Source organism: Psychrobacter sp. UBA5136 (assembly GCF_002414005.1).
In the GTDB taxonomy this organism is placed as follows: Bacteria; Pseudomonadota; Gammaproteobacteria; order Pseudomonadales; family Moraxellaceae; genus Psychrobacter.
This window is the reverse complement of record NZ_DHYG01000061.1, coordinates 1-22,817: the sequence shown is the minus strand read 5'-3', so window position 1 is coordinate 22,817 and position 22,817 is coordinate 1. Positions and strand designations below refer to the sequence as shown.

The window sequence follows — 22,817 nt, the reverse complement described above, 5'->3', positions numbered from 1 at the left end:
CAACTTATGGGGGTCAGTTCAAAAAGGCGGTTTTTTTGTGGGCAATTTCCAAGGTTTATTTATCTAAATGGGTTTAAGCTGGTTTAAACTAGGCACGTTTTAGACGCAGCGCATTTAATACCACAAACAGTGAGCTTAATGACATACCAATCGCTGCAAGCCAAGGTGGCACGTAGCCCAAAGCCGCTGGTATCAGGACACTGCTATTATAAATAAGCGCCCAGCGCAAGTTTTGTTTAATAATGCGTTTGGTCTTATCAGCGATGCGTTTTGCCGCAGTAATGGCTTCAATTTGCCCATTTAGAATAATACTGTCACTCGACACTTGCGCCAAATCGGCAGCGCCGGCAATCGAAGTCGACACATCTGCCGCCGCCAATACTGGCGCATCATTAATACCATCGCCCACCATCAGTACCACTGCGCCTTTTGCTTGTAGCGCTTGAATATGATTGACTTTATCCGTTGGTGACAGCCCATTATGAGCGGCATTCATGCCTAAATCTTCAGCCATTATCAGCGCCTGCGGGCTTGGGTCACCCGTCAGCATCACAGGCTCAATACCTGACTTTTTGAGGGACGCAAGCATCGACGGCGCACTATCACGCACTTTATCATTAAAGTAAAAACAGGCCAGCGCGTGCCATGCCGCTGAATGGCTATCCTGACAAGACAATACCACTGCCGAGCTGGCACGCTCAGCAACCAAATCAATGGTTAAGTCGTTATTTTGATGAGAGCCATTATCTGCCTCATTCGTTCTATTCGCTTTATCCAGAGCAAAATCAACATGACCAATGCGATATAGTACGCCATCAATTATCGCTTCTACGCCGCCTGCTGGATAATACTGCAACGACTGCGTCGCAGGCAGATGCAACTGATAAGCAGCGGTAAGTAAAGCATGAGCAATCGGATGACGACTGCCTACTTCTAGCGCGGCAGCAATCGCTAATAGATTGTCCTTTTCTTCATTGCTAGCAGCTGCCCTATCATTGGTTGCCAATAACTCGATATTTAATAAATTAGGCTTACCATAAGTGAGCGTACCCGTTTTATCAAATGCCACATGGGTAATTTCCGCAAGGGTTTGTAAGGTATGACCGCGCGTGGTTAAAAAGCCATAACTGGCCAAACGATTGGTCGCCACCGTCAGCGCAATCGGTGTTGCTAAAGACAGCGCGCAAGGACAAGTTGCAACCAGCACTGCAACCGTCGCCCAAATCGCTTGGCTTGGGTCAACGATATACCAGCCAATAAATACCAAGACTGACAATACTAAAATCCGCGCGACAAACCAACGTGCAAGCTTATCCGCTTGCTGGGCAAGTTTGGGTTTTTCGCTCATAGCCCGATTCATTAATCTATCAATCAAGCCTATTTGACTGTCTTCTGGCAATGCAGTGACCAACATCTCAAACGGCTGACTGTCGTTTTGCGCGCCGCCAACGATATAATCGCCTTGGGATTTGATGATTAAATCACCCTCACCGGTTAGTAAACTTTGCGAGACAGTGGCGGTTGGGCTAAGCAAAATGCCATCACTGATAATCTCAGAACCTGCCTCCACCATAATGATATCGCCCACCTGCAAACTGTGGGCGGTGACCATTTGCCTTGCTTCTGACTCACGTTCGGTTTTTGATAGACTGAATGGCTTATGATTTTTTTCTTGCCAGTCTTGGGCGATGCGTGAGGTCAATTGCTGAATATTGGCATCCATGCTTTGCATAAAATCAGGCATCGATTTTGCTAATACGCTTGTTTCATCAGCAGCTATACTGTTATCTGGATTGGTAGTTTGTGTAGCATCACTAGCAAGATTGTTTTTATTAACCGTGTTTTGTTCTAACTGCTGCAAGATACGCTCCGCCGCGTCTTTATTTTCAGCAATTTTTTGTACCAGCACCGGCTCAACCACCACCAAGTCATTCGCCATGGTAGCGGCTTTTAGGCGTGCATTATGCTCGATATAACGTCCTGCTAATAAGAAAAAGATAAACATACTGACCGAGTCAAAGTACGTCTCCCCTTGTCCGGTGATGGTTGCATAAAGACTGGCGAAAAAAGTCACGACTAAAGCAATACTAACCGGCACATCCATATTAACTTGCCGCGCTCGAATCGCTGACCACGCCGAGGTAAAAAAAGGAATACCGGCATAAAAGAACACCGGCGTACTGACAAATAGCGACACCCAGCGCAGAAAATCACGCTGAAAAATAAGCATGTCGCTATATTCACCAAAGTAAATCGCCACCGCATACATCATTGCCTGCATCGAACCGAGCGCGGCGATACCGAGCCTGATGAGCATTTGGCTGTTATGACGCGCCAGCATGGCTTCGTGCGTATCTTGGCGGTAGGGTTTGGCTTCGTAGCCGATTTCGTTAATCACGCCTAAAATACGACTGATTGGCAGCTTGCCTTCGTCCCAAATCACGCGCATACGCTGGTTAGTTAAATTGACCTGACACTGACTGATGCCATCTAATTCGTCTAGTCGCGATTCAATCAGCCACGTACAAGCGGCGCAGCGCAGGTTATTGACCGACAATTCTGCCACCGACATACCGTCTTGAGCGTAGACAAACTGTGACTTTATCTCGTCGTGATCGTAAGCTTCAAGGCGCGTCAGCTGCGTGGGCAAGCTTGCCGTGCGGTTAATCTCCGAGCGGTCAAGGTAGTATTGCTCAAGTCCCGCCTCCACAATGCTTTGCGACGCCAACTGACAGCCCATGCAGCACATCTCGCGCGGCTTACCCAAGATATCGGTATGAAACGGCGGCTCTGGCACAGGGTCACCGCAATGAAAGCAGTGACCAACACGCGGCAGTACCAATCCTTCAGTAATAGAGAGATCTTGATAGTGACCATTGTTAGTTGATGGCATGGATGAGGGCATACTGGACATAATCGCGCTATTTCCTTTCGACAAGTTTCTCTAAGCCTGATAAACATTACGCAGTGGCCTTGAGCAAACTTGCTATGATCAAATAGGGTCAATCCCTATGTAAAAGAGCTATTTAATACGTCTGTTTTTAAAAGAGCTACTTTACATAGATATTGGCATGGCTGGCATAAACAAAGTTAATAATAAAACGATAACGCCTCATTGATTAAATGGATAAAAATATCAAAGGGCAAATAACAGGGGAAGATAAATGATGAGTTGTGATTTCATCTCGTACTTTGAATAAGACTTATATGGCATCAATAAATGCTATTAAAAGTGTCAAAAGTGTCATTCGCTTGAGAAAACGCCTTAGTAAAAAACGCTTGCCGTCAACCGACGCAGCAGCCTAACCATTATACTATAAGCCGGTGCCGTAAGCAGCCTAACCCTCTATCGCAGAGTTTCAATACGACCAAAACACGCCGCATGAATGTCTAGCAAATGCTGAATGAATGCTGGCGTTGATGATGATAGATTGAAAAATTTGTCAATTTGCGTCATTATGAGGCAGTTTTTTATCCCAAAATGGTGTGTCATCAGTGCAAAAATCTAATTCTAAGCGACCACAGTCGCCTAAGTCTGCTATCAACACGCTCCCTTCACAGCAGCGCGGCATGGTGTTTAGTGGTATTTTATTAATTGTCATTATCGCTGGTATGGTGCTATTGGCGCTGTACTTGATTAAGCTTGATCGCACCATTACTCACAAGTTTGAGGGTAAGCGCTGGGATATTCCTGCCAAAGTTTACTCGCAGCCTTTAGAGCTATATCAAGGCGCCAATGTCGATAAAGACACGATAAAGACGTGGCTTAAGCTGCTTAATTATCAGAGCAACAAAGCGTATGATCGTACGGGTACGTACCATAAATATGGCAATACCTACTTTATCCATACGCGCGGCTTTACGTATAGCGCCAATGACGTGGACAAAGAGCAAGTCATCAAGATGACGATTGCTGGCAATAAGATAGAATCGGTACAAAGCACCTTGCCTGCCAAAACAGGCATCATTCGTCTTGAGCCGGTTAATATCGGCGGCATTTATCCAGACAGTAATGAAGATCGTATGGTGGTGACACTCGATCAAGTGCCGCAGCCGCTGATTGACGCGCTGATTGCCACGGAAGATCGCGGGTTTTATGAGCATAAAGGCGTATCGATACGCGGTATTGCACGCGCGGTAATAAACAACTTTACTGGTGGTCCTAGACAAGGCGGCTCGACCATCACCCAGCAGCTGATTAAAAACTTTTATCTCAACTCTGACCGCACCATGAAACGCAAAGCCAATGAAGCAATGATGGCGGTGTTACTTGAGCTGCACTACAGTAAAGATGAAATTTTGCAAACCTACTTGAACGAGATTTACTTGGGTCAAAACGGCAATCGTTCTATCAATGGTTTTGGTTTGGCATCACAATTTTACTTTGATAAACCGCTCAAAGAGCTGCGCCTCGACCAACAGGCGCTGCTGGTCGGTATGGCAAAAGGCCCGAGCGTTTATAACCCGCGCCGTCATCCAAACGATTCAAAAGCGCGCCGTAACACGGTGCTGAGCAATATGCTAGCGGTAGGTAAGCTTAGCCAAGAAGAATACGAGGAAGCGATAGAAAAACCACTCGATGTGGCGGACAAACCCGTTGAGGGCAAAAGCCAGTTTCCAGATTTTTTAGACATCGTTAAGCGCGAGCTGAACAAAGTCTATTATTCTGATGACCTGAAAAATGAAGGTTTAATCATCATCAGTACCTTAGATCCTATTGCGCAGTTGGCAGCGGATAAAGCGGTCGAGAGAAAACTTGGTGAGCTGCGCCGCCGCGGTAGCAAGACCAAGGATTTACAAGGTGCTTTAGTCAGCGCTAACCCTGAAACGGGCGAGCTGGTCTCAGTGGTTGGTAGCGGCAGTGAATTTACCGGTTTTAACCGTGCGGTCGATGCCAAACGCCAAGTCGGGTCGCTATTAAAGCCGATTATTTATATGACGGCGCTTGAAAGCGGGCGCTATAATTTGGCAAGCTCGGTTGATGATTCGCCAATTACGGTCAATCTTAGCGATGGTACGGAGTGGAAGCCCAAAAACTACGACAATCGTGACCATGGTTATGTGCCATTTACCACGGCTTTATCGCAGTCTTACAACCACAGTGCGGTGCGTTTGGGTATGGAATTTGGCGTTAATACCTTTGCTAAGCAGCTGCAGCGTATGGGCGTAAAAGAAAAAATCCCACCTTATCCTTCGGCTTTATTAGGCTCGGTCAATCTTAGCCCGATGGACATGCTTGGGGTTTACCAAGTGTTTGCCACGGGCGGGTTCCGCACGCCTATCCATAGTATTCGTAGCGTTATTGATGATCACGGCCGTATTCTGCAGCGCACAGGGTTAAATACCCAGCGCAGTATTCCGCCTGAGACCAACTTTTTAATTAACTATGCGCTGCAAGATGTGGTCAAAAACGGCACTGCCAGACGTGTACAATCGCTTGGTAGCCACTTAAATCTTGCGGGTAAAACCGGTACCACCAACGATTACCGCGATGCTTGGTTTGCAGGCTACAGCGGTAACTACGTCAGCGTGGTTTGGGTCGGCCGTGATGATAATAAACCGATTGGTTTAAGCGGTGGTAGTGGCGCTTTACCAGTCTGGGTTGATTATATGAAACGTCTAAAACTAACCCCGGTGGCCCTGCCAGAACCTGAAGGGATTGAATGGTTGTGGCTTGAGAACAATTCAGGCAAGCTATCTAACGAGCGCTGCGCCGATGCGCGCTACCTGCCCGTTATGTCAGCGTATCTGCCCGATGAAGCCAGTAGTTGTGCGCTGCGTTTATATCAGCAAGAGCGTGCCCGTGAGCAGATACAGTGGCAAAATCAGCAAGGCGCTATCAATCAGCAGCGCCGCCGTGAGGGCTTAGACATTCCTGATGGCGAAGCCGTGGATGCGGATGAAGACGACAATGCTGAGCAAGAGGATGAGACAAGCAATCGTGCCGATACTTGGTATAATCGCGCCGTTGAATGGTTCTAGCGTTTTTAAAACTTAAAAAAGGGTTTTAACATGGCATTATTTATACAGCAAACTGATGCAGCTAAACAAGCTAACACCGCCGCGTGTAAAACACAGGCTAAGCTTATTCATACTATGCTTAGCATGAGTGCGCTTATTGGAATGCTGAGCTTAAGTGCCTGCCAAACGGCGCCGACGGCAGTTAAAACCTCTTCTGTACAAACGGCGCCGTCAGTGGCTAAGCCATCAACCATTAAGCAACCGACCATTAAACAACCGACCATTCAGCAATCAACGTCAAAACAGCCAGAAGCGGCGACGCAAGCCCCTATTGTTAAGGGTGATGCCTATGAGTACCCTACTGAGCCTTATACGCCGCCCACGCAAAATACGCTACCCACGCAAAGCCCAATAGTGACGCAGCCTGAGGTCGTTATCCTCACGCCTTCTCGTGAAGATTACATGATACCTGAACCATCGATACCCTCACATAGTGAATTATTGGAGCGGGCACGGCAAAACTCGCAGCAGCGCAGTCAGCAAAGTACCGCCAATAAAAGCAACCTGCCAGCCTTTCGCAATCTTATGCAAGTGGGAACGGGACAATTACAATCTGGTAATCTCAGTGGCGCTGAAAGCAGCTTTACCCGCGCGCAGCGACTCGCGCCGAAATCATCGGCGGTCTATTTTTACTTGGCACAGGTCGCACTTAAAAAAAATCAACCGCGTAAAGCAGAAGCAATGGCCCGCCGAGGTTTGACAGTTTCTCAAGACAGCAATCGCCGCCGCGCGCTATGGCAAATCATCTTGCAATCAGGACAAGCACAAGGCAATGCTCGCGTGATAAAAGAAGCCAGACAGGCACTACGTTAATAGCACGAGCTCTAGTATTTACCATGACGACTGAATATATAAGCGCTAAAATGGCTTTATATACTCAGTCGTTAATTTTTCTTCTCCGGTTTAATAATTCATTTTTTATTTTAAATTAAGGTTACCCTTATGGCATGGCAACAACTGCATTTACAGTGTGAAAAAGATAATGTCGATCTCGCCGAGGCACTATTATTAGAAGCTGGCGCGCTATCAATCGCTTTAGATGACGCGGGTGATCAGCCGTTATTTGAGCCGCTTCCTGGTGAATCGCCCTTATGGGATGAAGTCATATTAACGGGATTATTTGACGCTAATACAGAGGCTGGCAATCGTCAATTACTTGAGGAATTAAGCCATGAAATCGGCGCGCAAGTACAAGCTAGCCGAACGTGGGTCAGCGCTGTTGATGATAAGGATTGGGAGCGCGAATGGATGGCCAATTATAAGCCTATAGAGTGCGCCAATAATTTATGGATTGTGCCTAACTGGCTGACGCCGCCCAACCCTGACGCCACCAATATTATCATGGATCCAGGTCTGGCTTTTGGTACCGGCTACCATGCCACTACCCGCCTCTGTCTTGACTGGCTGACCGAGCAAGATCTTAGCGATAAAGTCGTGATTGATTACGGCTGCGGCTCAGGTATTTTAGGCATTGCTGCGCTTTTATTGGGCGCGCGCCAAGTTTATGCGGTTGATATTGACCCGCAAGCCGTGCTTGCGACCAATCAAAATGCCGCACGCAATCACGTCGATGATCGCCTGCAAGCGTTTTTGCCAGAAGACTTCAATGATTACTGGCAACAAAATGACATTCAACCCGTAGAAATCATGGTTGCCAATATTTTAGCCAAGCCGCTTATTGGTTTAGCGCCTTATTTTGCGACCTTAATGGCGCCAAAAAGCCGTATCGTGCTTGCGGGACTCATTGAGTCGCAAACCGAACAAGTCAGCGAAGCGTATCAGCCTTACTTTGCGCTCGATCCTAAGCATGCTTTTACCGCGCAAGAAGATCAACATTGGCAGCGCTTATCTGGTACATTTACAGGCTAGCAACATTTAATTACATCTGTTACGATAGAGGAGCAGTTAAATAATGTAGTGTATTTGACGCTGCTCTATTGTTGCCTATGGATCATGATGCCTAATCTGTAAAAGATGACATAAAAATAACTGGCAGCGGTTGCTGAGTGATTATGCGGTATTAACATGCGCTATTAATACTGATACCTTTTTGGATTCGACCCTATGACTACGCCAATCAAAACCCAGTGCCCTCATTGTCATGCTATTTTTAATATCAAAAAAACGCAGTTAAACCAAAAAACCGCAAATGTCTGCTGTGAACATTGTCAGCACAGTTTTTTGGTCAATAACAACCTTATTGTCACGGCTGATACAGAGCCTACTACTGACGATAGGATGAGTGAGCAGGCAACTAAAGCAGCCTCTACGTCTAAAATACCTAGCAATAAACAAACTTCTAAAGACTTTCCAGAATCAAAAATCACAACAAAACCAATAATAACTTCTGAACCAGAAGACACCGACATCCTTATCCATGATGATATGCCTGATGATACTCTAATTCATGATGAGTTGATTCATGACGATATGGATATCGCAGGTTTTGAAGAAGAAGATTTAGAATACGGCTCATTAGACAGTATGGAAGCTTGGCTAACGCAAGCAGCGGATAGTACTTCCGCCTCCCTTATAAAGACAGAGGATAAACTGGCGAAAAGTACGTCAGCACAGTTAAATAAAACGACACATGCAGCTGTTAACTCAGTAGAAAACCCGTCTTTAACAGATACTCTTTTAAGAGAGTCGCCATCAGCTGCCCAAGTTGCCCTAAGCTCAGCGGCAGCTAATGATATTCACGCCAGTATCGATGATAATAGCGATGAATCTTGGCTTGAAAAATTGCTCAAAGAACAAAATCAAAACGAAGACGGCCATAGTCCAAGAAAAGACACAGATTTAGCAACGCTGCTCGCCAGTATGGGCGTTTCTATTAAAGACGAAGACAACACGCAGGCCGCGCGCCTTAAAAGGCAGCAAGCCCAAGCCAAGTTTGCCCCGACGCCTGCTAAGCGCTCGATAGCTTCCTTGCTATGGACACTTGGTTGTCTGGTCTTAGCGCTGCTACTTTTTGCGCAGTATGTTATTTTTAACCTAGATAACTTGGTTAAAAACCCTGCCCATGCAGCGCACTTACAGACACTGTGTACTATCGCTGCTTGTAGTCTACCTAGCGCCAATTTGGCCGCGTTGAGTACAAGCGATATTGGACATCAACCCAGTCGCATTCAGCCTGCCAATACCTTTAGCGATATCAGCGTCACTTTAAACAATCAAAGCGCGCAAGCACAGCTCCTTCCAAACGTGAAAGTCAGTGTTTATGGTGATAGTGCACTGATCGGCGAATTTATTGCGGCACCGCAAGACTATCTATTAAGCACGCAAAGCCAATTGGGCGCTTCAAGTCGCAAGCAGCTATTATTTACCGTTCCAGTCGCCAATACTCAAATCAGCAAAGTCAGCGCCGAGCCTATTTATTAAAATAGGCGTTGTGAAATACCATATATTAGAAGCACATTTATTAAAAGTGTCACTTATTAAAAGTACTATTTATTAAAAGCACCATTTATTAAAAAGTTCTATTATCCAATCACATTTACCCTAAACGCTTTAAGTCCGCAGTAATGAATAGCAATAAATAACGTCAAGCCTAAAGTAATAATAGGGCAATGCCCAATCTGTTGCTCTGTTAGGCGATGACTTTGTTATAATAGCGCTCAAACGCCTGATGGTTTACGCTTTACGCTTAAGGACATTATCTTATGGCACCGAATGCACCATATAATGCCACTCATTTTGCCAAAAATGCTGAGAATCCTGCTGATTATGATAAAGAGGGCTGCCATCGCTCCATTCATCAGGTAGAGTCTTCTTTAGACAACAACCTTCATGCCCACGAACCTTTGCGGGTGCACGTGGAACGCGTGGTGCGGCAGTATTTTGCGCTGTTAGATGATGAGATGCCAACGGACTTGTATGAGCTTATTTTAAAAGAGGTAGAGCAGCCATTGTTATCGGTCGTGCTTGAAAAAAGCCGCGGCAACCAAACCAAGTGCGCGCAAATGTTAGGTCTTAATCGCGGTACGCTACGCAAAAAGCTCAAAATTTATGGTTTAATGTAGATTATGGCTTAACGTATAACCTAACGGCTTCATGTTTAAGCCGCCTGCTTTTGTTTAATAACGTCAAATATAGCACTCATTAAATATAACACTCACTACCTTTATCACTACTCCTAACTGACATTCAATTGTATGGCACGTTTATAGTTTATGATCTTATCAATCGCGATATGCTCTTTACTGCTTGTCATTGTTACCTTGCCAGACGTTTACGTCAGGCTTTTTTTATGGAACTTTTTTTATGAGTACAACTCCGCTTGCCCTACTATCGGTTTCCGACAAATCCAATATCGTTGAATTCGCGCAAGGTCTGCTTAAAGCAGGTTTTGGCTTATTATCAACGGGTGGTACTTACCGCTTGCTGACTGAAAACAATGTCGCCGTCACCGAAGTATCAGATTACACGGGTTTTCCTGAAATGATGGATGGCCGCGTAAAAACGCTGCATCCCAAAATTCATGGAGGTATTTTAGGACGCCGTGGTACCGATGACGCGGTGATGAGTGAGCACGCCATTGAGCGCATCGATTTGGTCGTCGTTAACCTTTATCCGTTTGCAGAAACCATTGCGCGTCCCGACGTGACCATGAACGATGCCATCGAAAATATCGATATCGGCGGCCCTACCATGGTGCGTTCGGCAGCAAAAAACCACGCCCATGTTGGTATTGTGACCGACCCCGCCGATTATACGCGTGTACTCGAAGCTTTGGGTGAAGGCACGAAGCTGACCAATGCTTTACGCTACGATTTAGCGGTTAAAGCCTTTGAACACACGGCGCAATACGATGGTATGATTGCCAACTTCTTGGGCAGCCGTATTAATGAAAACCAAACGCCTGAGCATTTCCCGCGTACCTTTAACGTCCAGCTTGCAAAAGCACAAGACCTGCGCTACGGCGAAAACCCCCACCAAAATGCAGCTTTTTATGTCGAAAACCACGCGTTAAAAAGCAAGCAAGCGTCTATTGCAACCGCGCAGCAACTGCAAGGTAAAGAGCTGTCTTATAACAATATTGCTGATACCGATGCCGCGCTTGAGTGCGTCAAAGCCTTTAACGCGCCCGCTTGCGTGATTGTAAAACACGCCAATCCTTGCGGTGTCGCCGTTGATAGCGATCAAGTCGCTGCTTATCGCACAGCCTTTAGTACCGATCCTGAGTCATCTTTTGGCGGTATTATCGCCTTTAACCGCGAGCTTACCGTTGCTACTGCCAAAGCCATTATTGACAATCAATTTGTCGAAGTCATCATTGCGCCAAGTATTGAAAATGGCGTTTTGGAAGCAACTGCCGCTAAGAAAAACGTGCGCGTCTTGATTTGCGGTGAGTTACCAACGCCTGAGCAGCGCGACAGCCAGCTTGATTATAAGCGCGTCAATGGTGGTTTATTGGTACAAGAGCAAGATTTGGGCCTCATTACCGCCAATGATTTAAAAATCGTCACCGACGTACAACCAACAGAAGCGCAAATTGCTGATTTGCTATTTAGCTGGAACGTCGCTAAATACGTTAAATCTAACGCGATTGTTTATGCCAAAGGTCAGCGCACTATCGGTATTGGTGCCGGCCAGATGAGCCGCGTAAATTCAGCGCGTATCGCTGCCATCAAAGCTGAGCACGCCGGTCTTGCCACAGAAGGGGCGGTAATGGCATCTGATGCATTCTTCCCGTTCCGTGATGGCATTGATAACGCAGCCGAAGTCGGTATTGCGGCTATCATTCAGCCAGGCGGTTCTATGCGTGATGACGAAACAATTGCTGCCGCCAACGAGCATGGCATCGCCATGGTCTTCACGGGTATGCGTCACTTCCGCCATTAAGCAGCGGTTACAATAATGCTGTTAAGATAAAAGCGTTAAGAGTAAATAAAAATCGCATTGCATAAAAAAAGCCACTATTGATAGTGGCTTTTTTATTTAAGAGTTAATAAAACTATACAGACAAAACGTGTAACAAGCGCCTATAGCTTGCTTAACGTCCTTGCGCATTGGCCATATTGGCTTCGTTAATCTCAACTTTATACACCATACGCAGATAATCTAGATAATCTTGCAACTGATCTTGCCCCAAATTATCACGGATAATGGCGGCAGTTTGCGCTCTCTGGGCATCAGATAAGGGTGATTGCTGCTCTGTCTTGATGCGATCACCGACCAATAACGTCGCACCCGTTTCAGTCTCGCTTGCCACTGCTACGACGCCATTGGCGGCGGCTTGCTTACTAAAGGCCAAGCCTCGCTCTTTTTCGCTCAATTGCGTGGTCTGACGGCTCACTTCGCCTAAAGCTTGCAGCTTAACGGGCTGCTTAGCAATGTCAGCAGGCGTTTTAATAGTAGCCGCTAGTTTTTTCGCTTCTTGTAATGCCAGTGCGGTGGCTTTTTGTTGACGCAATATTTGCGTAATTCTTGGCGTCGCTGCTGCCAAAGATAAGGTCTTTGTTGGACGATAATTGCTTGGTTGTACCCATACCGTACCATTACCGACCTCAATTCCCGCGGTCACTGCTTGGTCTTGAATGGTAAATTCATCAAACGCTTGCTTAATCACTGCAGGCTGTGCCAAAACAGAGGTGTTATTTACTTTACAGTAATCTTTGATACGCTTTAATGGCACATTTTCTTGCTGCGCGATGTCTTCGATACTAAAGCCATCTGCCGCTAAGTCGTTAATTGCCGTGACTTTATCGGCATACATTTCCTGACGTTTATACTCTTTGGCTTTAGTCGTTAATTCTTCGCGCATACTTTCTAAACTTGGTATCTTGCTACCATTATCCTCGGTCACGGTAAATATCTGATAGCCAAAGCTGGTTTTTACAGGGTCGCTGACATCACCAACGCTTAAACCTGCAAGGGCTTGCTCAACGGCTGCAGCGTCATTACCAAATACTGAGGGATTAAAGCTACCGATAGCGCCGCCTGTTTCTCCTGACGGGTCATCAGACTCCGTTTTAGCCAGCTTGGCAAATGACTCACCTTTAGCAAGGCGGGCTTTAATCTTGTCTGCGCGCGCTTTGGCGTCTTTACCGGTTAGCAAGATTTGACTGAGTTTACGCTCATCAACCACAGCAAGACTTTGTTTATAAGCTTCATATTGCTGCTGCAAATCTTCTTGGGTTACTTCACCCACTTCAATCGCCTGCGGGTTCAATTGCAGATAAGCCAAATCTACCATGGCAGCGCTTTTTAGCTTGTCTTTATTGGCATCATAGTAGGCTTGTATATCACCCTTACTCACTTGCACTTGCTCAGCATAATCCTGCCAATTAAAACGATGCAGCCAAATATTGCGCGACTCTAGCTGCAAATCAATCAATTGACTGACCGCTTGCATTGGATAAACTGCCGTACCTACGATGCTGGCATTGAGCTGGTCGAGACTTAACTGATTACGAAACTCTGCAAACAACTGGTTTTTTGTCATATTGCGCTGACGTAAAAAGTTTGCAAACTGCTCGTTCGAAAAGTTGCCTTCTGCATCTTTAAAGATTTCTTCTTGGCGTAGCAAACGATTTATGGTGTCATCAGAGACGGTCATGCCAAGCTTGCCAGCTTGCTGCTCCAATAAAGTGCGGTCAATCAATCCTTTTAAAACCTGCTCGTGTAGCACATCTTCATTTAATAAACTGGCATCCTCAACTTGCTCTAAAAGCTCGCTGCGGCGGTTATTGACGGCAGTTTGATACTCGGACAGTCCCACGCTTGCGTCCCCTACCTGAGCGATTTGGTTGGGATCGACCCCGCCGCCAAAGTAGCTTTCGACACCCAATAGAGCGAGCGGCGATAGGCATAAAATCAATAAAATGCGACCCGGCCAGCTTTTTAAGAAATCGCGCAATTTATCCATAGTTATCTCTGCTTTATTAACCTATATTGATGAAAGACCATTGTAATACTATTAATAATATCAACGCTGTATAAGCAGGCAATGGTAAGAAGAAGAACGTGTGCATTTTATCGCTGTAAAACAAGGCTTATTGATGAAACTCATAATAATATTTATTGAAAACCTTTGTTTATACAACACATCTATCGCGCGCCCTATGATACGTGATTTTTAATGCAGACTCAAAATATTCACGCTACTATTGAGACTAAGTGCTATAAACCCTAGCACTAAAAAAAGCACCTAATTTTTAGGTGCTTTTTGCTACTACTCTCATAGCTTAAATCATCTATTAAACCATGAGCTGCCATCTATGTATTTACTGCCAACAAACGCTGTTTTTATTCGTGTATCACGTCGTCAACGAGCATCTGCCTACTATAAAACAGCTGAAACAAGAAGATGGCTTTAACAAAGCGGCTTAGTTTAAACGCTCTTTTAAGTTTTTACCGGCTTTAAAGCTTGGTACTTTGCTTGCTGGGATGCTAAGTTCTTCACCAGTCTTAGGGTTACGGCCAGTACGCGCTTTACGGTCTTTTACGCTAAAAGTACCAAAACCTACCAATGAGATGCTATCGCCCGCTTCTAGAGCTTCACCAACACTTTCCATGACTGCATTCAAAGCTTCGCCAGCTTGAGTTTTATTTAGACCACTTTTTTCGGCGATGCTATCAATTAATTCTGACTTATTCATAAAATTTCCTTCAAGTTTTAGGGGGTAAAAAACGCTCACGCCAGGTATTGTATCGCTCTCAGAGTCGTTAAGCAATAAAAACCACCTGACTTACGCATAAACAGGTCTCGCTTTGTTAACGTCTTTATATCAAGGCCGCATAAGGAGCGCAAGCGATTTTACATATTTTTGTGCACTCTACTACGTATTTGACACTCAATGTTACTTAAAACTGCTGCAAATTTTCTGCAAAATCGCTACTTTAACTAAGAGAGTTTAGCAATCTCTAAACCAAATTTTCCCATGACTTTATGGCAGATTTTGGTTCTATAACTCGACTGTTCTAATTCCAGTTTACATGCTAAAACTAACTTTTAAGCCAGATTAGTACATCGTCGGTCACCAGACTAGTACATCGTCAGTCATAAATACCAGTGTCTTTATGAGCCGACAAATTGTAAGGTAATAATTTTTAACTGACAGAAACGCGCGTTACTTTTTATGCTAAAGACGTTACTATAAGCGCAATTGTATTGTACATTTTGGGTCGATTTTGATCCTTGCTTGTTCTTTTATCTTTAACTTAAACAATAAAAACGGATTATTTACATGAAGCGTTCTACGTTGTCTCACTCTTTTCTTAATATCATATTGGTGTTTATCGAGTCGGCGCTGACTCTGCTGTTACGTTTAGACCCAGAGCTCCGTAAAGCCGCTTATCCACTTGCCAAACAAGGCACTGTCGTCGCACTTAGGTTATATCTGCCCCATGTGGAGGTGTTTGCTACCTTTAGTACCAAGGGTGTTTTATTGGATGATAGGCTGCCTGTTGGCCGGAGTGAGCCTGACGTTATTATCAACGCTTATAGCATTCAAGTGATTAATGCCATTACTACTCACGATGCTGAGTCGACTGAAAAGCTGCAAATGCGCGGTGAGTCTGTGCAAGTACAGCTGGTCAAGCAGTTTATAATGCAGCTTGGTCTTGGTAGCCTCATCCAAGGGTTGATTAAAAAGATTAAGGGCGGCAAAAACAAGCCCAAACCTACTGAAGCGGAAATGGCGGAGAAAAAGGAGAGTTATAAGCTGCGTATTAAAGAGCAGCAAACTCAAATTAACACCTTGACCATTAAAAACCGCGAGCTTGAAACGACGGTTAAAGAATTACAAAGTAAGCAAAAAACGTTTATCATCACCACCATAATAGCTACTGTCATCGCCATTGCCGCCATCATTGCCTTATTTATTATGACCTAATTTATAGTTATGTAATTTATAAGCACCTACGGCTGCTAGGTTGTGTTTTAATTTTAAAAATTTCTTGTTTTTATCGCGTTTAATATGCCTCAGGCCTATTAAACGCTTTTTTATTGCGCACCTATTATCCTCGCTTTCCTTTACCTTTTAGCTATCACTGCTTTTAACTATCATTGTTTTTATCAATCATAGTGATAAGCAGCACTCACCATTCAACCACACTTTAATCTTGACTAAATTACTCAGGATTGCGTATAATAACCCTATCGTTGCACACATCGGGTAAACCATCTGCTGTTTAATAGCGACAAGACACCATTTAGTCGATAGATGATTTTCCTAAAAATACGACAAGACTAAGATCGTTGTTAAATAAATTTATCATTAAAAGGATTGGAGATAACACATGCGTTTGACTACTCGAGGCAGATACGCCGTGACCGCTTTACTTGATTTGGCCTTGCAAACCAGCCAACAAGACAGCGCCGTCTCTTTATCTGACATTGCTAAGCGGCAATCGATATCTATCTCTTATCTGGAACAGTTATTTTCCAAACTTCGTAAGCGCGGTTTAGTCACCAGTATCCGCGGCGCAGCAGGCGGTTATCACTTAGCCAAACCGCTTGACGAGATTGATGTGATGAGCATTATTTCTGCCGTTGATGAATCTGTCGATGCGATGCAGTGCGGCGGACGCGGCGACTGCCAAAGTGGTACAATGTGCCTAACGCATGATTTATGGTGCGCGCTATCCAATCATGTTGAGCAATACTTGAAAAATATAACATTAGCGCAATTATTAAACATGGAACACGTGCAGTCAGTCTCTGACCGTCAGCACATTGCGTTTCCAAACGACATTTCTACAAAAGACATCAATACTATTACCCTATCGACCAGCGAGGCAAACCCAGCATGAGCCAACATAACAACCTTATATACTTAGATTATGCCGCCACTACGCCAGTTGCTAAGTCAGTCGCGGCCAAGATGAGCGAATATCTGACAGTAGATGGCATATTTGGTAACCCTGCCTCACGCTCGCATGGCTACGGCTGGCAAGCAGAAGAAGCGGTAGAAACGGCTCGTCAGCAAGTCGCGGAAGCGATTCACGCAGATCCGCGCGAAATCGTCTTTACCTCGGGTGCAACAGAGTCGGATAACTTGGCCATCAAGGGCGCAGCGCACTTTTATCAGTCTCGCGGCAAACATATCATTACCAGTAAAATTGAGCACAAAGCCGTTTTAGATACCTGCCGTGAGCTTGAGCAAGAAGGTTTTGAGATTACTTATCTTGAGCCGCAGCCTGGTACGGGTTTGATTTTGCCAGAGCAAGTTAAAGAAGCGCTACGTGAAGACACGATTTTAGTATCACTCATGATAGTCAATAATGAGCTTGGTACTATTACCGATGTGGCTGCAATCGGCGAGATTACTCGTGAAGCTGGCGTTATCTTCCACGTCGATGGTGCGCAATCTGTTGGTAAAATACCCGTCAATCTTGAAGAGATGAAAATTGACTTGATGAGCTTCTCAGGTCACAAAGCGTATGGCCCTAAAGGTATCGGTGCCCTATTTGTCCGCCGTAAACCTCGTATTCGTCTAAAAGCTGAGCAGCACGGCGGTGGTCACGAGCGCGGTATGCGTTCAGGTACACTACCGACGCATCAAATCGTTGGTCTTGGTGCCGCGTTTGCACTAGCCAGCGAGCGTTACGAAGAAGACCATGCCCACGTGGCAAAATTACGCCAAAAACTGTGGGACGGCCTACAAGATATCGAAGAGATTTATCTAAACGGTGATTTAGAAAACAGCGTGCCTAATATTATTAATATCAGCTTTAACTTTGTTGAAGGCGAGTCACTCATGATGTCGCTAAAGGACTTGGCCGTTTCTTCAGGTTCAGCCTGTACTTCAGCAACGCTTGAGCCATCGTATGTACTACGTGCTATCGGTCGCCCAGATGAGTTGGCCCATAGCTCAATCCGCTTTAGCTTTGGTCGTTATACCACCGAAGAAGATATCGATACCGTAGTAAAACAGATGCATGAAGCGGTAGAAAAATTACGCGCCCTATCGCCACTTTGGGATATGTATCAAGAAGGCGTTGATTTAGATTCGGTAGAGTGGTCTGAGCATTAGTATTAATTAGTAAAATTTTTAGTAGTTATTAATAGTTAAAAGGTTTAATGATTACCAGATATAACCATTAAACCAAACAATTCATCAGACATTTATAAATACAGTTTTTATAATACGTGTTTGACCCCAATTATCGATGAGTAGAGCGACATTTAAACGTAGTAAGTTACTTATTTAAGAAGTTATTTATATAATTTAATCGTTTAAATGACTACTCATCATCTAACTAGGAGAAAAACTCATGGCTTATAGTGACCAAGTTATTGATCATTACGAAAACCCACGCAACGTTGGTAACCTTGACAAAAATGCCAAAAACGTTGGTACGGGTATGGTTGGCGCTCCCGCCTGTGGCGATGTGATGCGCCTGCAAATCCAAGTCGATGATAACGGCATCATCGAAGATGCACGCTTTAAGACTTATGGCTGCGGCTCAGCAATTGCCTCAAGCTCGCTTGTCACCGAGTGGCTAAAAGGCAAAAGCTTGGATCAAGCTGGCGAGATTAAAAACATGGACATTGCTGAAGAATTGGCATTGCCACCAGTAAAAGTGCATTGCTCTGTGCTTGCAGAAGACGCCATTAAAGCCGCGATTAGCGACTATAAAGGTAAGCACGGCACGGCTGCGGTAACTGAAGAAGCAACCAGCTAAGTCAACATAGAGCGTATGCGCTTATTTATGCAAGGGCACTAGTAGCAGTTTAGCAGTTTAAAAAAACATGAGCAGTACGACGTTAGAAGCTACTAACGCCCATAAGGTGACAATAACGCTCATGTAATTGTCACCTTTTATTTATTTTTTGACGCTTTATTGGTAGTAGTGTTGATAAAAGACACTTTTGCCGCAATTAATATCTTAATTATTGATAGTCAATGGGAGTTGGCATGATTGAAATGACAGAACGCGCCGCTCAGCATGTTCAAGATTTTTTGGACAACCGCGGCAAAGGTGAAGGCATCCGCGTAGGTATCCGTACAGCCGGCTGTTCAGGGTTGGCTTATGTCTTAGAGTTTGTTGACACGCCTGACGAAAACGATACCCGTTATGAAAGCCGTGGCGTGAATATCTTTATCGATCCAAAAAGCTTGGTCTATTTAGATGGCCTGGTGATGGATTATGAAAAAGAAGGCCTGAATGAAGGTTTTAAATTCACCAATCCCAATCAAAAAGGTGAATGCGGCTGCGGTGAGTCGTTTACGGTATAACAGGCTTAAGCAAGATGGCGTTAAACGATTGATATTCAGTTCATCTGCGCTTAAAACTGGCTTTTTTAAATGGGTTATCAAAGATAAACGGTTGAAAAGGCGCTTTTAAAAATGAGCCATTAGAAATGAGCACCAAAATCTATGCCACTAAGATTATGCCGCTAAAATACGAATAACCTTAAAATAATAAATAAAAACGAAGGCAGACGATATGACAGACATCACGCCAGAAGCAGAGTTTGATAACTTCTTTGCCCTATTTGAACAACCTGTACAATTTGCGGTCAATCAAGAGCGCCTTGATCAACAGCTGCGCCTGCTACAAAAACGCTATCATCCAGACAACCTTGTCGCGGATACAAAAAATGCCGCGGATAGCGCACAAGCCAAGCAGCAATCAGAGCAAGCTTCGGCGCTTATCAACCAAGCTTATCAAACGCTGAGTGCGCCCGATAGCCGGGCCAGTTATTTATTAGATATCGCTGGTCAAGCGCAAAATTTAGAGCACTCCATTGCTGATTTGGACTTCTTAGAAGATGCCATGCAAATGCGTATGGATTTGGATGAGGCGATTGAAGGCAAAGAGCTGACAGCATTGAAACAACTCCATCCGCAGATTACCGAGCGTTTAAATAAGCAATCTGAGCGCTTTGATAGCGCTTACCAAAGCCAAGATTGGCAAATAGCGATTGATGCCACGCAAAAATTAAAATTCTTAGTGAAACTGGATGCCGATGTGACCGCAGGTCTTGATGAAGTCGCCTCTGCTGCGCATTTAGACGACGATGATTTATACGTTTAGAGTCCTCTATGCTAGCGCTTATTAACTGTATAAGAGATAAGTTTATATATGGTGTGGTTAAAACAGGCGCCACTATCCCGTATAATTGCAAATGTTAAATGCCTTTTGTCATTTTTGCTGTTTTTACCATGGCTTGCTAAATCCATATATTTTTAAACGACTGTTTTTGCTTACTGGTCGATTTTTGATTATTAGATTTTTGACTATTAATAGCACAACCATTAAACGGTAATCGCTGCTATGTCATATTTGTTCCATTTTACTTAATTCATTTTATCTTTGAGTTTTCTTATGTCTTTATTGCAAATTGCCGAACCCAATCAAAGTGCCCAACCTCACCAACATCGTTTTGGCCTAGGAATTGACCTTGGTACGACGCGCTCATTGGTCGCTGTGGTACGCTCAGGCAAGGCGCAAGTTTTGCAGGCAGGTACCACGACTGACACCTTGCTGCCGTCGGTGGTCTATTATCCAAGTACGGGTAAGCCTTTGGTTGGCTATGATGCCCTTGCCCACTTAGCAGATGATCCAAAAAATACCATCGTCTCGGCTAAGCGCTTTATGGGTCGTAGCCAAGCAGATATTAAATTCTCCCATCCCTATGAGTTAAGTGGCAGTAAAGATGCCATGCCAGCGTTTGTAACGGCACAAGGTGAAGTGTCCCCTGTTGAAGTGTCAGCGCGTATTTTGGCCGCGCTTGAACAACGTGCCGCAAGCGCCTTGCCTAATGATAGCATTCAAGGTGCGGTGATTACTGTGCCCGCCTATTTTGATGAAGCGCAGCGTCAAGCCACCAAAGATGCGGCGCAAGCTGCTGGTATTAACGTTTTGCGTTTATTAAATGAACCTACCGCTGCCGCCGTTGCCTACGGTCTTGATCAGCCTAGCGATGACAAGAGTGAGAACTACTACCTAATCTATGATTTAGGCGGTGGTACCTTTGATGTGTCTATTTTAAAGCTCAGTGATGGCGTGTTTGAAGTGCTGGCAACGGGCGGCAATAGTGCCCTTGGCGGCGATGATATTGACCGTTTATTGACCAACTGGCTGATTAAGCAATTAAATATCGACCCTAAAGATGTGAGCCTGCACGACAAATCCATCCTTGCTCAACAAGCAAAAAGCTATAAACAAGCATTGACCGATGCTGAACAAGTTGATATCGATATTGTCGTCAATGAACAATCTTATCAAGGCGTGCTGCGCCGCGAAGATTTGATGAGCATTGCAGAGCCTGTTAGCCGCCGTACATTAAGCGTCTGCGAGCAAGTGCTACGTGATGCCAAGTTGTCTGCCGCCGATTTAAATGAAGTCATTTTGGTTGGTGGCTCGACACGTATGCCTGCGATTCAACAAGTAGTCGCAGATTTTTTTGCAAGAGAGCCACTTTGCCGCTTAAATCCCGATGAAGTCGTGGCCTTAGGCGCTGCCCAAACCGCACACCAATTGGTCAATGGTGACAGTGATAACAGCTTATTACTGCTTGATGTGACGCCTCTATCGCTTGGTCTTGAAACTATGGGGGGCTTAGTTGAAGTCCTAATACCGCGTAACACCCCTATTCCAGTTAAGAAACGCCAAGTCTTTACCACTTATCAAGATGGTCAGACGGGCATGGTCATTCACGTGGTACAAGGCGAGCGTGAGACAGTCGAGAACTGCCGTTCACTTGGGCGCTTTGAGCTATACGGCATACCGCCTATGAAAGCAGGCTTTGCCCGTATTGAAGTGACCTTTAGTATTGATGCCAATGGCCAGCTGACTGTCAGTGCGCAAGAAACAACCACTAAGACCGAAAGTAAGATTGAGATTGTGCCCTCTTATGGTCTGTCTGATGAGCAAAAAGAGCAACTATTAATCGCAGGCTTTAAATACGCGGAAGAAGACAAAAATGCGCGCTCTTTAATCGAAACCAAAGTAGAAGCGGAACGTGAATTATTGGCGCTACAGTCGGCGCTTAACGAGTTTGCTACGCTAATCTCACCTGAAGAGCAGCAGTCATTGACCGAAAGTATGCAAGCCCTACAAACGGCGCTTAGCACGGACGATTTAGCCGTTATCGAAGACGCGCAAGCTAAGCTCAAGCCGCACAGTGATGCTTTTGCAGCGCGTATTATGAATCAAAGCGTAAAAGCCAGCATGTCAGGCACCAGTGCGCAAGATTGGTAGCAGATGGCATTTATAAATACCATGTATACGCTATGCGCTTAAGACACTCACTTAGCAGCCGTACTAGGTTGACCCTTTTTATTTTTTAATTGATTAGCAGCGGATAAACAACTTATGCCAAAAATTACAATATTACCTCATCATGAAATCTGCCCAGAAGGCACCGAAGTCGAGCTAAAATCGGGCAAAAACTTATGTAAAGCGCTACTTGAAAAAGGCATCAAGATTGAACATGCTTGTGAGATGTCAAAAGCCTGTACCACTTGCCATGTCGTGGTACGTAAAGGCTTTAACACCTTAGATGAAATGGATGATATCGAAGCTGACCTACTGGATCGCGCTTGGGGCTTGGAGCCTGACTCACGCCTATCGTGTCAAGTGATGCTTGAAGATAACGACTTAACCATCGAGATTCCTAAATATACGCTAAACCATGCTAAAGAAAATCATTAATATTGAAGTAGCACGTTTTATGATGTTGCAGTTATGTTAAAAAGCCAGTTATTTATCATAACTGGCTTTTTTAATTGATAAAACAAAACTCTACGCGCAAGTTTAGCTCGCATTTTTTAAATATTTATCTTCTATAAATGCGCTCAAATCACTATCAATCCTACTTAATACCAAACCCAAAATAT

The 22,817-nt window shown here is 44.8% G+C and carries 17 protein-coding genes; 14 read left to right on the top strand and 3 right to left on the bottom strand.

The window, feature by feature from the left end:
* Positions 1 to 88: 88 nt before the first annotated feature.
* Positions 89 to 2,914, bottom strand: coding sequence for a heavy metal translocating P-type ATPase (locus B4240_RS09645; protein WP_296238738.1), 2,826 nt, complete (start codon positions 2,912 to 2,914; stop codon positions 89 to 91).
* A gap of 581 nt (positions 2,915 to 3,495) precedes the next feature.
* Between B4240_RS09645 and mrcB the strand changes: the two genes are divergently transcribed.
* The 6 genes from mrcB (at position 3,496) to purH (ending at position 11,865) form a co-directional block, all read left to right on the top strand.
* Positions 3,496 to 5,982, top strand: coding sequence for a penicillin-binding protein 1B (mrcB, locus tag B4240_RS09640; protein ID WP_296238736.1), 2,487 nt, complete (start codon positions 3,496 to 3,498; stop codon positions 5,980 to 5,982).
* Positions 5,983 to 6,012: 30 nt separating this feature from the next.
* A complete protein-coding gene (locus B4240_RS09635; RefSeq protein WP_296238735.1) occupies positions 6,013 to 6,834 on the top strand; it encodes a tetratricopeptide repeat protein in 822 nt (273 codons plus the stop codon).
* Between the two features lie 129 nt (positions 6,835 to 6,963).
* Positions 6,964 to 7,890 (top strand): 50S ribosomal protein L11 methyltransferase, encoded by a 927-nt coding sequence (gene prmA, locus B4240_RS09630; protein WP_296238734.1) that lies wholly within the window; start codon positions 6,964 to 6,966, stop codon positions 7,888 to 7,890.
* 195 nt (positions 7,891 to 8,085) lie between these two features.
* Complete coding sequence (locus tag B4240_RS09625; RefSeq protein ID WP_296238732.1) at positions 8,086 to 9,402, top strand: DUF3426 domain-containing protein; 1,317 nt, start codon at positions 8,086 to 8,088, stop codon at positions 9,400 to 9,402.
* 281 nt (positions 9,403 to 9,683) lie between these two features.
* Entirely contained in the window at positions 9,684 to 10,043 is a 360-nt protein-coding gene (fis, locus tag B4240_RS09620) for a DNA-binding transcriptional regulator Fis (protein ID WP_296238730.1), read from the top strand.
* Positions 10,044 to 10,284: 241 nt separating this feature from the next.
* Positions 10,285 to 11,865, top strand: a complete 1,581-nt coding sequence (purH, locus tag B4240_RS09615; protein WP_296238728.1) for a bifunctional phosphoribosylaminoimidazolecarboxamide formyltransferase/IMP cyclohydrolase — start codon at positions 10,285 to 10,287, stop codon at positions 11,863 to 11,865.
* Positions 11,866 to 12,016: 151 nt separating this feature from the next.
* Here purH and B4240_RS09610 read toward each other — a convergent pair whose 3' ends face one another.
* Together B4240_RS09610 and B4240_RS09605 are read right to left on the bottom strand one after the other, a co-directional pair.
* Positions 12,017 to 13,891, bottom strand: coding sequence for a SurA N-terminal domain-containing protein (locus tag B4240_RS09610; RefSeq protein WP_296238726.1), 1,875 nt, complete (start codon positions 13,889 to 13,891; stop codon positions 12,017 to 12,019).
* A gap of 460 nt (positions 13,892 to 14,351) precedes the next feature.
* On the bottom strand, positions 14,352 to 14,663 hold the full coding sequence (locus B4240_RS09605) for an HU family DNA-binding protein (RefSeq protein WP_223808465.1): 312 nt from the start codon (positions 14,661 to 14,663) through the stop codon (positions 14,352 to 14,354).
* Positions 14,664 to 15,212: 549 nt separating this feature from the next.
* Here B4240_RS09605 and B4240_RS09600 point away from each other — a divergent pair.
* The 8 genes from B4240_RS09600 to fdx all read left to right on the top strand — a co-directional run bounded on the left by B4240_RS09600 (position 15,213) and on the right by fdx (position 22,632).
* Positions 15,213 to 15,860, top strand: coding sequence for a hypothetical protein (locus tag B4240_RS09600; RefSeq protein ID WP_296238723.1), 648 nt, complete (start codon positions 15,213 to 15,215; stop codon positions 15,858 to 15,860).
* 406 nt (positions 15,861 to 16,266) lie between these two features.
* Complete coding sequence (locus B4240_RS09595) at positions 16,267 to 16,779, top strand: Rrf2 family transcriptional regulator (RefSeq protein WP_296238722.1); 513 nt, start codon at positions 16,267 to 16,269, stop codon at positions 16,777 to 16,779.
* Entirely contained in the window at positions 16,776 to 18,002 is a 1,227-nt protein-coding gene (locus B4240_RS09590; RefSeq protein ID WP_296238720.1) for an IscS subfamily cysteine desulfurase, read from the top strand. Before B4240_RS09595 ends, B4240_RS09590 begins: the two co-directional genes overlap by 4 nt.
* 241 nt (positions 18,003 to 18,243) lie before the next feature.
* Positions 18,244 to 18,654 (top strand): Fe-S cluster assembly scaffold IscU, encoded by a 411-nt coding sequence (gene iscU / locus B4240_RS09585; protein WP_296238718.1) that lies wholly within the window; start codon positions 18,244 to 18,246, stop codon positions 18,652 to 18,654.
* Positions 18,655 to 18,887: 233 nt separating this feature from the next.
* Entirely contained in the window at positions 18,888 to 19,208 is a 321-nt protein-coding gene (gene iscA / locus B4240_RS09580; RefSeq protein WP_068404485.1) for an iron-sulfur cluster assembly protein IscA, read from the top strand.
* 211 nt (positions 19,209 to 19,419) lie between these two features.
* Positions 19,420 to 20,010 carry a Fe-S protein assembly co-chaperone HscB gene (hscB, locus tag B4240_RS09575; RefSeq protein WP_296238716.1) on the top strand — a complete coding sequence of 197 codons (591 nt, stop codon included), beginning with the start codon at positions 19,420 to 19,422 and terminating at the stop codon, positions 20,008 to 20,010.
* 291 nt (positions 20,011 to 20,301) lie between these two features.
* A complete protein-coding gene (hscA, locus tag B4240_RS09570; RefSeq protein ID WP_296238714.1) occupies positions 20,302 to 22,179 on the top strand; it encodes a Fe-S protein assembly chaperone HscA in 1,878 nt (625 codons plus the stop codon).
* Positions 22,180 to 22,293: 114 nt separating this feature from the next.
* Complete coding sequence (fdx, locus tag B4240_RS09565) at positions 22,294 to 22,632, top strand: ISC system 2Fe-2S type ferredoxin (RefSeq protein ID WP_296238712.1); 339 nt, start codon at positions 22,294 to 22,296, stop codon at positions 22,630 to 22,632.
* The last annotated feature ends 185 nt before the right edge of the window (positions 22,633 to 22,817 follow it).